At 55.6% G+C, this 14824-nt stretch carries 9 protein-coding genes; 3 read left to right on the top strand and 6 right to left on the bottom strand.

Translation table 11 applies throughout. The annotated features are described in order from the left end of the window. Nucleotides 1-20 precede the first annotated feature (20 nt). The 4 genes from LCM31_RS12525 to LCM31_RS12510 all read right to left on the bottom strand — a co-directional run bounded on the left by LCM31_RS12525 (nt 21) and on the right by LCM31_RS12510 (nt 5298). Nucleotides 21-641: a MotA/TolQ/ExbB proton channel family protein gene (locus LCM31_RS12525; RefSeq protein WP_222228083.1), complete on the bottom strand. Its 621-nt coding sequence runs from the start codon at nt 639-641 to the stop codon at nt 21-23. 267 nt (nt 642-908) lie between these two features. Beyond that, the gene (locus LCM31_RS12520) at nt 909-1655 is read right to left on the bottom strand and encodes a hypothetical protein (RefSeq protein WP_224870567.1); all 747 of its coding nucleotides are present in this window, start codon (nt 1653-1655) and stop codon (nt 909-911) included. 82 nt (nt 1656-1737) lie between these two features. After that, complete coding sequence (locus LCM31_RS12515; RefSeq protein ID WP_224870566.1) at nt 1738-2562, bottom strand: hypothetical protein; 825 nt, start codon at nt 2560-2562, stop codon at nt 1738-1740. A gap of 174 nt (nt 2563-2736) precedes the next feature. Then, the gene (locus LCM31_RS12510; RefSeq protein WP_224870564.1) at nt 2737-5298 is read right to left on the bottom strand and encodes a DNA internalization-related competence protein ComEC/Rec2; all 2562 of its coding nucleotides are present in this window, start codon (nt 5296-5298) and stop codon (nt 2737-2739) included. A 434-nt stretch (nt 5299-5732) separates the two neighbouring features. On the opposite strand from LCM31_RS12510, the gene LCM31_RS12505 reads away from it, so the two are divergent. The 3 genes from LCM31_RS12505 (at nt 5733) to LCM31_RS12495 (ending at nt 11571) form a co-directional block, all read left to right on the top strand. Then, nucleotides 5733-6668 (top strand): porin, encoded by a 936-nt coding sequence (locus tag LCM31_RS12505; RefSeq protein ID WP_224870562.1) that lies wholly within the window; start codon nt 5733-5735, stop codon nt 6666-6668. Between the two features lie 197 nt (nt 6669-6865). Beyond that, nucleotides 6866-9823, top strand: coding sequence for a M16 family metallopeptidase (locus tag LCM31_RS12500; protein ID WP_224870560.1), 2958 nt, complete (start codon nt 6866-6868; stop codon nt 9821-9823). A gap of 224 nt (nt 9824-10047) precedes the next feature. Then, nucleotides 10048-11571, top strand: a complete 1524-nt coding sequence (locus LCM31_RS12495) for a hypothetical protein (RefSeq protein ID WP_224870559.1) — start codon at nt 10048-10050, stop codon at nt 11569-11571. A gap of 30 nt (nt 11572-11601) precedes the next feature. On the opposite strand, the gene LCM31_RS12490 is transcribed toward LCM31_RS12495, so the two are convergent. Together LCM31_RS12490 and LCM31_RS12485 are read right to left on the bottom strand one after the other, a co-directional pair. Then, on the bottom strand, nt 11602-13800 hold the full coding sequence (locus LCM31_RS12490; RefSeq protein ID WP_224870556.1) for an OsmC domain/YcaO domain-containing protein: 2199 nt from the start codon (nt 13798-13800) through the stop codon (nt 11602-11604). Between the two features lie 163 nt (nt 13801-13963). Then, nucleotides 13964-14710: a hypothetical protein gene (locus LCM31_RS12485; RefSeq protein ID WP_224870555.1), complete on the bottom strand. Its 747-nt coding sequence runs from the start codon at nt 14708-14710 to the stop codon at nt 13964-13966. Between the last annotated feature and the right edge of the window lie 114 nt (nt 14711-14824).

Raw genomic sequence — 14824 nt, 5'->3', positions numbered from 1 at the left:
CTGAATCTTGGATTTTAAGCTCAGGCGGCTTCGATGCGGCGGTCGCTATGCAGCGCATCCACCAGTTTTACGGCTTCCTGCTCCATGGTCACCACAATGGAGTCCACACGGCGCTGGAAGTAGCGATGGGCCATCAGTGCGGGAATCGCCACACTCAAGCCTGCAGCGGTGGTGATCAGGGCCTGGGAGATACCCCCGGCCAATACCCCGGCATTACCCGTACCTTCCTGCATGATCGCGGTGAAGACCTGAATCATACCCAGCACCGTGCCCAGCAGACCGATCAGCGGTGCCACCGCGGCGATGGTGCCGAGAACATTGAGGAAACGCTCCAGCTCGTGGACCACCTTGCTGGCGGCCTCTTCGATGCTGTCTTTCATGACCTCCCGGCCATGCTTGGAATTGGACAGGCCTGCGGCAAAGATCCGCCCCAGCGGGCTGGAGTCGCGCAGCTCTTTGATCTTGTCAGAAGTGAGCTGATTGCTGCGCAGACTGCCCCAGACCTGACCCAACAGGGCTCGAGGCGCGATTTTGCGCTCATTCAGGGTCCAGAGACGCTCGATGAAGATAGCGATAACAGCAACAGAACAAAGCAGGATTGGCAGCATCAGCCAGCCGCCGGATTTGATAATTTCTAACACGTTTGTGCCCCAGACTGCGTACGGGATTCTTATGATATCTGTGTATAAATTCGACACCCTATCAACGATATTCGATGCCGTGGCCTGAGACTCTACCACAGCTCTTCGCAGCAGCTAAGTCTCTGATTGTTAACTTTTTTTGTGCTGTGACCACCTTTGCATTCAGCCCGTCCACGCGTGCAGGCTCCAAAACGCAGACAGCCGCCTTGCGGCGGCTGTCGTAGGCCCCCTTTCAAGGGACCGAGCTCGGGAAAGTCGCTAATGCGCTTACTTCCCAGGGCGCTCCGGACGCTCGGGCTTTTCAGGGCGCTGTGGCTTCTCTGGACGCTCCACCTTCTCTACGCGAGCGGGCTTTTCCAATTTTTCCATCTTGGCAGCAACGCGCTCGGCATGCGCCATTTCACGCATTTCCTGCTTCTCGGCACGAGCGGCTTTACGCTCCACCTGGTCCGCGCGCTCTGGGCGGTTGGAGCGGATACCGCTCATCACCTCACCGAGGTTCACACCGATAGCCTTGGCAATCTGACCCCAGCCCATGCCCTCGACCTGGCGCATTCTGAGAATCTCATTGAGGGAATCCTGAGCAATCATGCCCTCCTCACCCTCAACTTCTTCCGCCTCGGACATGCCGGCCAGCTGCTCAGCCAACGCCATGGTAATCACGACGTTACCGTATCCCATGCCAGTGGTGACTTCGGCACCCTCTTCCATTTCCGGCGCATCTCCGGCTTCCACATCGGCTGTCTCGCCGCCTTCAGTGCCGCCTTCTACGTCAGTAGGCTCTACATACTGAATGCTGCCGTCGCGCAAGCCATTAACGATCGCTTGCGAATCTTCACCAAAGAAATCAGAAAACATGCCAGCAATACGCTCACTGGGAACACCTTCAGCGGTTTCTACAACTTCAACGTCGCTAGTCTCAGGCGCGACATCGTCGTCCGCCCAAACCATGGGCATTGCGACCAGCGCCGCAAGCGCTGCGGCCAGGGCAGTGGATTTATAAGGGACATTCATTATTGATTCTCCTGGTTTCAAGGGAGTTTCTTGTCATACGCCCATCCTTCACTCGGTGCGCGTGACAAAACAAGAAATGGGATTAATTTTCAGGCCGATAGCTAATCTGCAGACCAAAGCCCTGATCCGGGCTGCCATCTGCAAGACCGATATAGCCGTATAGCATGCCGGTCCAACGGTTGTTCAGTTTGTGGCTGTAGTAACCAAAAATCTCTGTTTGCGCACTGCTCGTATCCGTGGCGGCCTGCTGGTAATCCAGCGATGCACCCATGCTGGACACCTCACTCAGTCGATAGCCTGATCCCACCGAGGTGTACCAGACATCACGCAGTACCACATCCGGCAAATCGCCTTTGAATTTACGCGCCACGGTCACAAACGGCGTAAAGTCATCCACCGCCGTGAAGACTTCCATTTGCAGGGAGTAATCGGATTCGCCGGTACCAAGCCCGCGCTCTTCATCACCGAGCGGCACCTTGTATTTGGCCGAGAGATCCACGAAGTAGCGGTTGCCGACCGGCTCGAGGCTATAAGTTCCGGTCAACCACAGGTCGCCCAAGCCGGATTCTTTGCTGCGCACCGACTCGTCTGGGTTCTGGTTGCCGCCATTGCCGTTGCCAAAGCCATTTCCCGGGCCAATCACAAAACCACCATCACCACCGGGAATCACATCGCCGGGGCCCTCAACGGACACCCATGGGAGTGACGCTTTGAAGGTCCAGGCCGCAGAGGGCGAGTAACTTACGGTAAACGGCAGCGAGGTAATGTCCGTTTCTGCGGTGCTGCCATAGTCACCACTACTGACATCGGCACCTAGGGAGTATTTCCAATCCGAGGCCATCGCACCACTGCAGAGAGATACACTACTGGCTGCGATGAACGCCTTGGTAAACCGGTTAAATTTCATACAAAACACACATCTACTCTGTTCTTGCGCAAACCGTACCAGTTTAGATGTGACGAACAGTGCACTAATTCGCACTTGTCAGTCATAGCGACACCAATCCGTCCGTTTATGAACCAGTGCACAAGTTCAATGCGTGGCGGGCAACAATCGGAAGGTGAACTGATGTAGCACGCGTCAATCACACAAACGAGCCGCTCCGTCAGTTAGCCAAAAGCGACCTGCGTCACGCGCACAAATCGTGTCCGCAGGTGCGTTCCCCAAGCGCCAAACAAACTGCACGGCCCCCATATCGGCGGTACTAAAAAGCGCGCTGCCGAATTCGCTGTATCTTGCGACCACGTCCTGATGTGGATGGCCAAAGTGATGCCGATAGCCGCTGCTGAAAACAACGTTGGCGGGCTGTGCCCACTGGATAAACACTTCTGATGAAGAAGTACGCGAACCGTGGTGCGGGGCAATCAATACATCAACCGGCGAGAAATCCGGATACTGGCGGGTAAGCCGGTGCTCGACCCTGCTCGAGATATCACCGGTGAGGAGAACTCGCACATCTTCCCACTGCAACAGGGCCACGCAGCTGTGGTCGTTTTCCTCGCCGCTGAGTCGGGGGGATTCCTCCGTTTGCCCCGTTTCCACATCAGGCCAAAGCCACGTCAAAGTCAGACTGCCCACACTTTCGGATTCGCCGGCCACACAACGCTTGCTCGCTGTGCCTTCGGGCAAAATACCAATCAGGCGCCGTGCCAGCTGCCCGGGCGAGTAACTCTCGGTAACCCCGATTTGTTCCGACAAACCCGGCACACCACCCGCATGATCCCGATCCCCATGACTGATAACGAGTTGATCCACCGTGTCGCGACCGAGTGCACGAAGGTAAGGTGCGACCACCGTCTTGCCGGCACTCCATCCAGCGGCCGTCCCTGCGCCGGTATCAAATACCAGCGTGTGTTGTTCAGTAACTGCGGTAACCGCCAGACCTTGCCCCACATCCAATACCGATAATTCAAGATAAGGCTGCGGCGCACGCTGAAATGGCAAAGTGCTCGACCCAATGACGGGGACCAGCAGCCACGCGAGCCCGCGCCCCGGGAGCCCTTTAGGAAGCAACCAGATCAGGCAACTCAATGCCCCGAATACGGCCACCCAAAAAGTAGGCACCGGCAACGCGAACCAACCTGGCAGCGCTTCGTCGATGCCACGCATGAACCCCAATAGCCATTGCAGCTGCAGGTTCGCCAGGCCCCAGAGCGCGGCGGAGAGCGGCTCAATGGGCAGTGCAGCCCCCAGTAATATCAGCGGCAGAATGGTCAGGCCCACCCACGGGATGGCAATCAAATTAACCAGCAGTCCGGTCAGGCTGAGGCCGGAAAAAATCATTAGCGAGGGAATCAGCAAACCGACCATAATCGCCAGCTGGCTGCGCACATTGTTGGTCAAGCCGGCAAAAGCAACGCGCACGCTGCGCTCGGGCAACTGGAGTTCCCCCTCTCTCTCCGACAAACCATCCAGCCCTGCACGGCCCTTAAACCGCAACAGCAGTACCGCGACCGCGACAAAAGAAAGCCAAAAGCCTGCATTCAGCACCGCAAGGGGCTGCCATAACAGAACACCACACAAAGCCAAGGCGAGCGGCAATTGGCCATCAAGCCTGCGCCGGAGCAACAGAGCGATAATGGCAACCACGGTCATAAGCAGAGCGCGCTGAGCGGAAAGCGGCGCTCCACTGATCAGGGTATACAGCATGGCGGCAAGCAGGCCCATGACTCCCGACAACCCAACAGGGTCGCGAAATAATCGCGGCACCCTGAAAAGCAATCCGGTCAACCGGCCCAATAAACCACCAACAATGAAAAAGCAGACGGCCACCATGCCAACGTGAAGCCCCGAGATCGCCAACAAATGGGCAGTACCAGTGCGCTGCAGCAAACTCCGCGTGCTGCCATCAATACCCCCACGATCACCGAGTAGGAGTGCCCGCATCAGAGGCCCCGAGGCATAGGTATCTGCGCCATCGCCACCAAGCCCGTCCCGGATACCCTCGCGAAGCGCATCGAGTCCCTCCCCTGCAGCGAGCAGCTCAGGCTTCTGGTCGCGGTCACGCACATAACCAGTGGCGTAGACTCCCTGCTCCAGTAACCACGCCTCGTAATCGAAGGTGTGGGGATTCGCGCTGCCCCGCGGCTGCTTCAAGCGCGCGCGTATCTGCCACTGACTACCCGCACGCAGGCCAGCATAGTCATCCGGTTCCATCCTGTACCAACCGAGCTCGACGACCTGATGTAGGAAACGGGTGTCGCCAGCGGCAGTAATACGGGCACGAAACCGCGCATCGCGGTAGCCCCGTGCTGCCGGTAGCGGGGCCCCGAAATAGGACACTGCAGGCGCGCTTTGTGGAAGTGAGATCACCTGAACGGTGAGATCGTGGTCAGACCCGTGCAGATCAGCGGGAAGGCGTTGCTCTAACGATTTGAGATTTGAGGCCAGTGCCCAGCAAGCACCAAAAACAAAGGGGAGCAACAGACGGTATACGAGAGGCCGCCATCCACCTCGGCAGGTGTCCGCGCTGCCGGTAACAAATAGAATGAGCCAAAGAACACCAAGCAGCAGCAAAATGTGGCTGGCCAGTTCGGCATTGCCCGGTAGTCTTGGCCAGTAGGCGACCTGGCCAATGCCGATCGCGCACACCCACAAACTCACCGTTGGGCTCGGGCGCCAGCTGCCCCCGAACCTGTTCATGACCGATATCCGTTCGGCCCGCATGCCACATCCATGTTGCTACTATCCCCCCGAACACCCCAATCCCTGAGGCATTTAACGGCTCTGAACTACCGGGACAGCCCACCTGACCCGGAGGTCGAAATATTACAGAATTTTATCGCTACACCCCATAGCTGAGGACAAAACACCAAAAAACAAAGAAAACCAGGTATTTTGAACCTCCGCTGGGTAATTGGAGCAAGCCCCTTGCGGTCATAAAGGGCTCCAAATTCGAGCAAAAACATCCTGCCTTGCGTGCCTAACCGTCAAAACTGACAACTTTTAGTCGCATTACTTTCAAATATTTTTCACCTTTCACATGTTTGTAACATAAGTGCCGCAAACTGCGCCGCATCGGAAGAACACAACCTATTGCATCCATTTTCACTACTTACTTCGATATGAGAGCAGACATGAAAAAGACCGCTATCTCTCTGGCCCTGGTTGCCGCACTGCCTACCGTTGCCAACGCCGAAGAGCTTTTCGACTTTTACGGTAAAGCCAACGTTTCTTTCCAGTCCAATGACGAAGGTGACGGCGCTGTTACTGACGTATCCAGTAATGCTTCTCGCCTGGGTGTTAAAGGTGAGCTGCCGCTGGATAGCGGTATCAAGGGCATCTACAAGATGGAATATCAGGTAAACATGGATGGCGACGGCGACACTTTCAGCCAGCGCAACATCTATGCAGGCCTGGAAGGTGGCTTCGGTCAGGCCATCGCCGGTAAGTTCGACTCCCCACTGAAAGTTGCCCAGAAGAAAGTTGACCTGTTCAACGACCTCGAAGGCGACATCAAGAGTCTGGTGACCAAGAGCGACAACCGTCCGTCCAATGCGGTTCAGTACACCACTCCGTCTTTTGGTGGCTTCAAAGTAGCTGCTGCCTATATCAGCAACGAAGACGCTGAGATCCTGGACGACGCTGGTGAAGTCGTGGACACCCGCGACAACGGCACCTCCCTGTCTTTCGCTTACGACAAAGACGGTGTTTACCTGGCATACGCTTACGACATGGGTGTTGAAGGCAACGATTGGGACGTATCCCGTGTGGTCGCCCAGTACAACTTCGGCAACCTGCAGGTTGGCGGTCTGTACGAAGAGCAGGAAAAAGCAGACAGCAGCAAGCAGGACGGCTGGATGACTTCTGTTGCTTACAAGATCAACAAGTGGACTGCTAAAGCACAATACGGCCAGTCTGACATCGTTAAGACTGACGGCGAAACCTTCAGCCTGGGCCTGGACTACAAACTGTCCTCCGCCGCTAAGGTCTTCACCTTCTACACCGACGAAACTGCTGCTGACGACTACTCCCGCAGCTACGTTGGCGTAGGTACTGAATTCAAGTTCTAAACCGAACTTGAAATCGACCCCCTAACTTCAGGGCGCAACTCTATGAGTTGCGCCCTTTTTTATTGACTGCCGAATTCTTCTGTGACATGTCGCGTTAATCCGCGCCACGTTCCCGCTAATTTTTCCTTCGCGCTACGGCGCCCGGTTCTCTGTGCTAGGATCTGCAATCCAACAAAATAAAAAGGTCTTCTACCGCCATGCACCGCACAAAAATCGCCCTGATTTTCGCATCCGCAATTTTGGCCGCCTGTAGTAAAAGTTCTGATCCTGTCAGCAAAGAAGATTCCGCCAAACTGGAAACACCCAAGGCTGCCGAGCAGCAAGCGGCCCTGCCCGCTGGTGTTACCTTGGTAGAGACCTTCGATGGCAACGGCGCAGACATTGCAATCCCTTACGAGAAGTACAAGCTCGATAACGGCCTCACCGTTGTCCTGCACGAAGATCACTCCGACCCGCTGGTGCACGTCGACGTCACCTACCATGTGGGGTCCAATCGCGAAGATCCGGGCCGCTCCGGTTTCGCGCACTTTTTTGAGCACATGATGTTTCAGGGCTCGGTGAATGTCGGTGATGAAGAGCATTTCCGCATCATCACCGAAGCCGGCGGTACCATGAATGGCACCACCAACAGCGACCGCACCAACTACTACCAGACCGTGCCGGCCAACCAGCTCGAGACCGTGCTGTGGCTGGAGTCTGACCGCATGGGGGTGTTCCTCGACGCAGTCACCCAAGAAAAATTCGAAGTACAGCGGGAAACCGTAAAGAACGAGCGTGGTCAACGTGTCGACAACCGCCCCTATGGTCGCGCGCTTGAGACCATGTTTGCCTCAACCTATCCGGATGGCCACCCCTACTCCTGGCCGGTTATCGGTTGGCTAGAAGATCTGAACAAAGCCGACTTGAGCGACCTGAAACGCTTCTTCCTGCGCTGGTATGGACCCAACAACGCGGTCATCACCATTGGTGGTGATATCGACAAGGCGCAAACCCTCGCATGGGTATCCAAGTACTTCGCCCCAATTCCCGCGGGCCCTGAAGTAAAAGACCTGCCCAAGCAGCCAGCCAAGCTGGACGCCGATCGCTATGTAACGCTGGAAGACAACATTCACCTTCCCGCACTGGCGATGATGATGCCCACTGTCCATTACAGTCACCCTGACGAACCGGCACTGGATGCTGCGGCAGCCATTCTTGGCCAGGGTCAGGATTCCATGCTGTACCAACGTCTGGTACAGACCGGACGCGCTGTATCGGCGAGCGTGAGCCACTCCTGTAAAGAGCTGGCCTGCGAAATGTGGTTTATCGTAATTCAGAATCCGGCTTCCGGTGAAACCCTCGCCGAAATGGAACAGGCAGTACGCGACACACTGACGGAATTTGCCAGCCGCGGTGTAACCGAAGACGATCTGGTTAAATTTAAGGCCGGTTACGAATCTGGTCGCGTCTTTGGCCTGCAATCGGTCTCCGGCAAAGTCTCCACCCTGGCCGCGTTCGAAACCTTTACCGGCAGCCCCAAAGGTATCGACAAAGAAATTAATGCGTACCTCGCCATCGAGACCGATGACGTAACGCGGGTATTTGACCAGTACATTGCCAAACAACCCTCCGTCCTGCTCAGTATCGTGCCAAACGGCAAGCCAGAGCTGGCTGCAGCCAAACAAAATTATGAGTGGACGCGCACGATTCCAGAAACCTATGCGGATAAAGGCCAGGAACTGGCGTTGCGTCCGGTGAAAGATACATTCGATCGCAGTGTACAACCCACCCCTGGTGTTAACCCCCAGGTAGAGCTGCCTGCGATACAGGATGGCAAGCTCGAGAACGGCGTCCGATTACTCGCAGTGCAAAATGACGAAACGCCGACTATTACCGTGCGCGCCGTGTTCGATGTCGGTCAGCGGGACGAGCCCCGCGGTAAAGCCGGCCTGACCTCGCTGATGACGTCTCTCATGACCGAAGCCACCACCGAGCGCAGCGCAGCCGAATTTACCGAGGCACTGAAACGCCTGGGCGCCAGTGTCAGCGTGAATAGCGGCCAGTACGAAACGACAGTGACTCTGAATGTGCTTGAAAAGCACCTGGATACTGCGGTTCCGCTGATGATGGAGCGTATGCTCAAACCCGCGTTTACCGACGCCGATTTCGACCGCATCAAGCAACAAACCATCGAAGGCCTACAGCAGGCGCGCAAAACCCCGCAGGGGCTGGCAACCCGCGCGGTAGGCGCGGTAATGCGCGGTGCAGAGCACCCGCTCAGCTACCCAGGTAACGGCTTGCCGAGCACGGTGGAGAACATCACGCTTGAAGACGTGAAGCAGCACTACAAAGCGCACTTTCCTCGTCACTTAAGTGGCGTCACCGTGAGCACCAGCCTGCCACACTCGCGGATTCTCGAATCCCTTGATGAACTGGCAAAGCTGGAAGTATCGGAGCCAACCCGCGCCGCGATTGCCTTGGAGAAGCCGACAATTGATGGTCGTACCGTGTATCTGGTCAACAAAGAAGGCGCGGCCCAGTCCAGCCTGCGCGTTGGCCAGCATGGCTTGCCGTATGACGCACTCGGCGATTACTACCTCGCCTACCTCGGCAACTTCCCGCTGGGCGGAAACTTTAACAGCCGCATCAACCTCAATCTGCGCGAAGACAAAGGCTACACCTATGGCGCCCGCTCCTATCTGATCGGCGAACCCCAGGACGGCATGTACATGCTGAGTTCAGAAGTGAAAAAGGACGCTACCGCCGATGCACTCAATGAAGTACTGACCGAGTTTGAAAACTTCGACAGCAAAGGTATGACCGAAACAGAGTTCAACTACCTGCGCTCTGCGATCGGCCAGCAGGAAGCCCGTAAATATGAAACGCCGAGCAGCAAGCTCAGCCTGCTAAATAATATCCTGCGCTATGACCTGCCGTTGGACTACCGCACCCAGCAGAATGCGTTGCTAAAGGAGACGGACCGCGATGCCCTGAACAAGGTCATCACCGGTCTGCTAGATCCACAAAACATGGCGATTGTGGTGGTGGGCGATGCAGCGAACATTCGGGAAAGCCTAGAAGGCCTGGAGATTCCGATTGTTGAACTGGATGAAGACGGCTACCCCAAGGCTGAGACTCCGGCGCCAGCGACCACCGCTGCGTCTGCGACTCCCTGACCAACCAACCTTTACGGTTTAAAAAGGCGGCCTCGGCCGCCTTTTTCATTTTTACACGCTTTGTTTAGTACCCCGTAATCGATCCAGAAGCGCCTGACACCGTATTGAACCCTGGCGCGGAGCTTTCATCCTACGCTTAACACAATAGGAAGTAGTACCGGGTGGAGCATCGCAGTATGAATGTGCCTTCGAGAACCTGTGCGGCCTTTGCCTGCGCGCTGCTAATGTCCACGACCACAATCGCAACCCCATTGCCCCAGTGGCAGACCCCGTGGCTACTCCCCTTCGACCTGAACCATCCGCAGTACCCTGCAAACCCAGACGATTACAAGACTCCACCGGCAAGCCAACAGGATACCTACGACTTCGCATGGCAATCGTTCATCGCCCTGAACTGGCCCTGGAAGCAAGGTGGCCCTGGCGGCAAGCCAGATCCTAACCAGCAGCTAGCCGGTATCGCCAACAGCACCGCACCCCACCCCATCGTGGTTTGGGAGTCCTACATGGAACCGGAAAAGGCCTTCACCCCGCCAAAATACTGGCCGGTAGACTGGGGGAACCCCGAGTTCCTGAATTTACAGCGTGAGCCGTCACCACCCTGCTACAGCAACAGCTACGTGTACGGGAAACCATTTGCACCCGGCATCAACCAGCCCTACACCAACGCCAACGTGCCCACCGGCCCGCTGGTGGACCAGAACAAAGAGTTCGTACGGGTAGAGGTAAAGCTCAGTCAGTCCTACTTTCAGTACATCAAGCAGTTCAAATATTATGATGCGGACAATCAGGTGATTGCTGTCGACAACTACATCGACTATGCAAACAAGCACAACGCCGCACCCAAACCAGCCCAAGGCCCTCACGATGACAGCAGTAACTTTCAGCCGCTGCCGACCGGCCTGGAATTTTACCTGCGAGATTTACCGGTATATGCGCGGCAAGGAATTACTGAAATAAAGGCTGCATGGAAGGTACTGAAAACAGAGGGGCCTGACGCGGATATTCCCGGACGCTATTTTCGCCGCGTATTACAGTTCCCGCTCCCGGATGGCGGCCTGAATGAGCCCACCCTAATGGGCCTGATCGGATTTCATATTCACCGGGTAACGCCTTTCGGGCACCTGCCTTCTACCTTCGAGCACGTGGATAATGTGCGACTGGAAAAGCGGTTGCACGATCCACTTCCACTCCCTGCGCATCCCGCACTCAACCCCGGAGCGGAATCCCATTACGGCGCTAGCGCGAGTCCAAGTTATCCGAACGGCTACGAGGTCGGTGGAAAAACGGGCGAAGCGGGCCTGATACCGAATACCTTCAAACAAGGGGATACACTTCCGGCTAAAGCCGACATCAAGCAAGTCAACGTATCACGGGAAACGCCGATTCCCATCGATGTGCAAATAGCCAACAAAAAATACCAGTGGCTACTGCGCAATTCCGTCTGGTCTTACTACCAGTTGATCGGCACCCAAAACAAAAATCTGCAAGTGCCCAACCCCGCACTGGGGCCAGGCATCCCAGGTGCGCAGCATTCCAACACGGAAAACCTGGTCAATACAACGCTGGAGACCTATACCCAAAAAGGGTTCAGCTGTTCACGCTGCCACCTCAACGCATTCCCGCACGGCGTAACCGTATACCCGCCCTACGAACAACGCTTTGAGGACTTGCACGTAATGAGCTTTCTTCTGCTGAATGCCAGATCCGGCCGCGAAGAAAGCCCGACTAGCGGGTGTGCGATGCCGTAACGGCCACTTGTTGCTATCCACAAATACCTATTACTGCGCAGCCGCTTCGGCACGCGCGGCGTGTAGCTTTTTATAGCTGGCAATCAGTCGCAGATGCTTGTCCAGGCCCTCAAGTTGCATATTGGTTGGCGTGAGGCCGTGGAAACGCACACTGCCATCTACCGAACCAACCGCAGCTTCCATCACATCATTCCCGAACATACGGCGCAAATTGTCGACGAAGTCTTCCAGCTCCAGGTCTTCATCCAGCGCAATTTCCAGTACCGCCTGCACGGCGCGGTAAAACAACCCTCGCTCCACCGTGTTGTCGTTGTACTGCAGGAATGCCTCTACCGACTCCAACGCCTCTTCATACCGCTGCAAAGCCAGCTGAATCAGCAGTTTCAGTTCGAGCACCGTGAGCTGACCCCACACTGTATTTTCGTCGAACTCAACACCAATCAGGGTGATGATAGTTTCGTAATTATCAATCTGGCTTTCTTCCAGGCGCTCCAATAGATCTTCCAGCGCCTCGTCTTCCAAACGGTGCAGGTTGAGAATGTCTTCGCGGTAGTCCAGCGACTTATTAGTGTTGTCCCAGATCAGGTCTTCCACCGGATACACTTCGGAATATCCCGGCACCAGAATCCGGCACGCCGGTGCGCCGAGGTCCTCGTAATTAGCCATGTAGACCTCTTTCCCCATGGATTCGAGGATTCCGAAAAGCCGATCCGCTTCGGTCTCGTTGGAATCGACATGATTGCCAGAGAAATCCCACTCGACAAATTCATAGTCTGACTTGGCACTAAAGAAGCGCCAGGAAACCACACCGGTAGAATCAATAAAGTGCTCAACAAAGTTATGGGGCTCGGTAACCGCCAGACTATTAAAGGTCGGCGGTGGCACATCGTTCAGGCCTTCGAAGCTGCGCCCCTGCATCAGTTCCGTGAGACTGCGTTCCAGCGCAACATGTAAGCTCGGGTGCGCGCCGAAAGAGGCAAACACCCCACCGTTACGCGGGTTCATCAAGGTCACACACATTACCGGGAACCGGCCGCCCAGAGAGGCATCCTTCACCAGAATCGGGAAGCCCTGCTTTTCCAGCTCTTCAATCCCTTCAATGATATCCGGGTACTTTTCCAGCACGGAACGCGGCACATCCGGCAAGGCGATTTCCTGTTCGAGGATTTCCTTCTTCACCGCCCGCTCGAAGATTTCAGACAGGCACTGTACCTGGGCCTCGGCCAACGTGTTACCAGCACTCATGCCATTGCTCAGGAACAGGTTTTCGATCAAGTTTGACGGGAAATAAACGGTCTCGCCGTCGGACTTCCGCACAAATGGCAACGAGCAGATACCGCGATCAATGCGTCCGGAATTGGTATCCACCAAATTTGAACCTGCCAGCTCACCATCCGCGTTGTAGATCGGTAGGGTGTAGTCATCGAGGATGCCATCCGGCAGCGCATCGTCTTCCTCCAACTCGAACCAGCGCTCATTCGGATAATGCACGAAAGGCGCATTGGCGATCTCTTCACCGAAAAACTGGTCGTTGTAAAAGAAATTGCAATTCAGGCGCTCGATAAACTCACCCAGAGCGGAACACAGCGCACTCTCTTTGGTGGCGCCCTTACCGTTGGTGAAGCACATGGGCGAAGCCGCATCCCGAATATGCAGCGACCACACGTGCGGCACGATGTTCCGCCAGGAGGCGATCTCGATCTTCATACCCAGATCCGCGAGGATCTTGGTCATGTTGGCAATGGTCTGCTCCAGCGGCAGGTCCTTGCCTTCAATAAAGGTCTGATGCTCGGCATCCGGGGAAACCATCAACAGCGCCTGCGCATCTTCCGCCAGGTTCTCGACAGTCTCAATTTCGAAGTCGGGCCCGGTCTGGATCACCTTCTTCACGGTGCAGCGGTCGATGGAGCGCAGGATGCCCTGCCGATCCTTCTCCGAAATGTCTTCCGGCAACTCCACCTGAATCTTGAAAATCTGGTTATAGCGGTCTTCCGGGTCAACGATATTGTTCTGGGAGAGACGAATATTGTGGGTTGGGATATCCCGCGCCAGACAGTAAACCCGCACGAAATACGCCGCACACAACGCCGAGGAGGCTAGGAAATAGTCAAACGGGCTCGGCGCCGAGCCATCACCCTTGTAGCGAATCGGCTGGTCGGTAATGACCGTAAAGTCGTCGAACTTGGCTTCAAGTCTGAGGTTGTCGAGGAAGTTGACGCTGATTTCCATGGGTATTTCCGGAATCTGGGGGGAGGGTTCAGAGGGCTCTGGCCCGAGTCGGCGGCATTATCTATATTTTGCAGTCCCTCCGCTATAAGTGCCCTTCGTCACGCGCCCAGGTAAGCCTAAACCAACCGAATCGAGCGCCCCCAGACGACCATGGGGGTTGCCGTCATTTAAGTAAGACAACTTCAGCAAACAAGATGAAAGCCGTAGTTACCGCTACGGAGGTCAGAAAGTAAAAAATATTGCTCTCACCCTGACTAGGTATTTCTTCGCGTATTGCCGTGATGATAATTCCGCCCGCTACGAACATGGATGAAAGCTTCACAAAACCGCCGACTTGCTCGGCGAAACCAGCCCCTACCCAGCCAATAATCAGGCTGCAGGAGAAAAACCAACGGAACAATCGGGAATAACGGCATGGGTATCGCTTCCACAAATGGTAATTGATGCCGATGAAATGCATTCCAATGGCGCAGGTTAAGGCAAAGTACCCGAGTAGTGACTCACTCGGCCACTCCCCCAGCAAGAATCCGATCTGCGCGAAATACATTGAAAACACGGAGAGGACGACGATTTCGCCAAGTGTCAGCTTCGATCCGGGTACCTGAGAACGCTCGGAGAACCCCTTGTTGGCAATAAAGAGAAAGATGACAAAACCGGCTAGAGCGCCAAGATACACATGGCGCTCTACCGTCAAGATTGACCCTTCACCCACCGTGCCAGCCAGTGAAGCCTGAACCATTGCCATCTTGGGTAACACCGCGAGAAACACATACGTAATACCCACACCTGCAGACACACTCAGTATGGGTGGGTGCCCTTGGCGCTGGAAAAGCGGCCAGTAGGGAATGGTGACAATAATCACTGACAGCGCTAAAACGGCCAGTGGGGAAATATAGATACTCATATCCATGTTAGGTTAGCTACTTCTCAGCAGGACGTCCCGAGGAGCAACCGGCGCCCGTATCCTCTCGCACTGTCGCTTTACCGCAGTGAATATCAATAGATACGGGAACTGTTATAGGAT

The sequence above is a fragment of the Microbulbifer agarilyticus genome (assembly GCF_020171345.1).
GTDB lineage: Bacteria > Pseudomonadota > Gammaproteobacteria > Pseudomonadales > Cellvibrionaceae > Microbulbifer > Microbulbifer agarilyticus_D.
The sequence above is the reverse complement of the archived record's forward strand: the minus strand, read 5'-3'. Positions and strand labels throughout refer to the sequence as shown.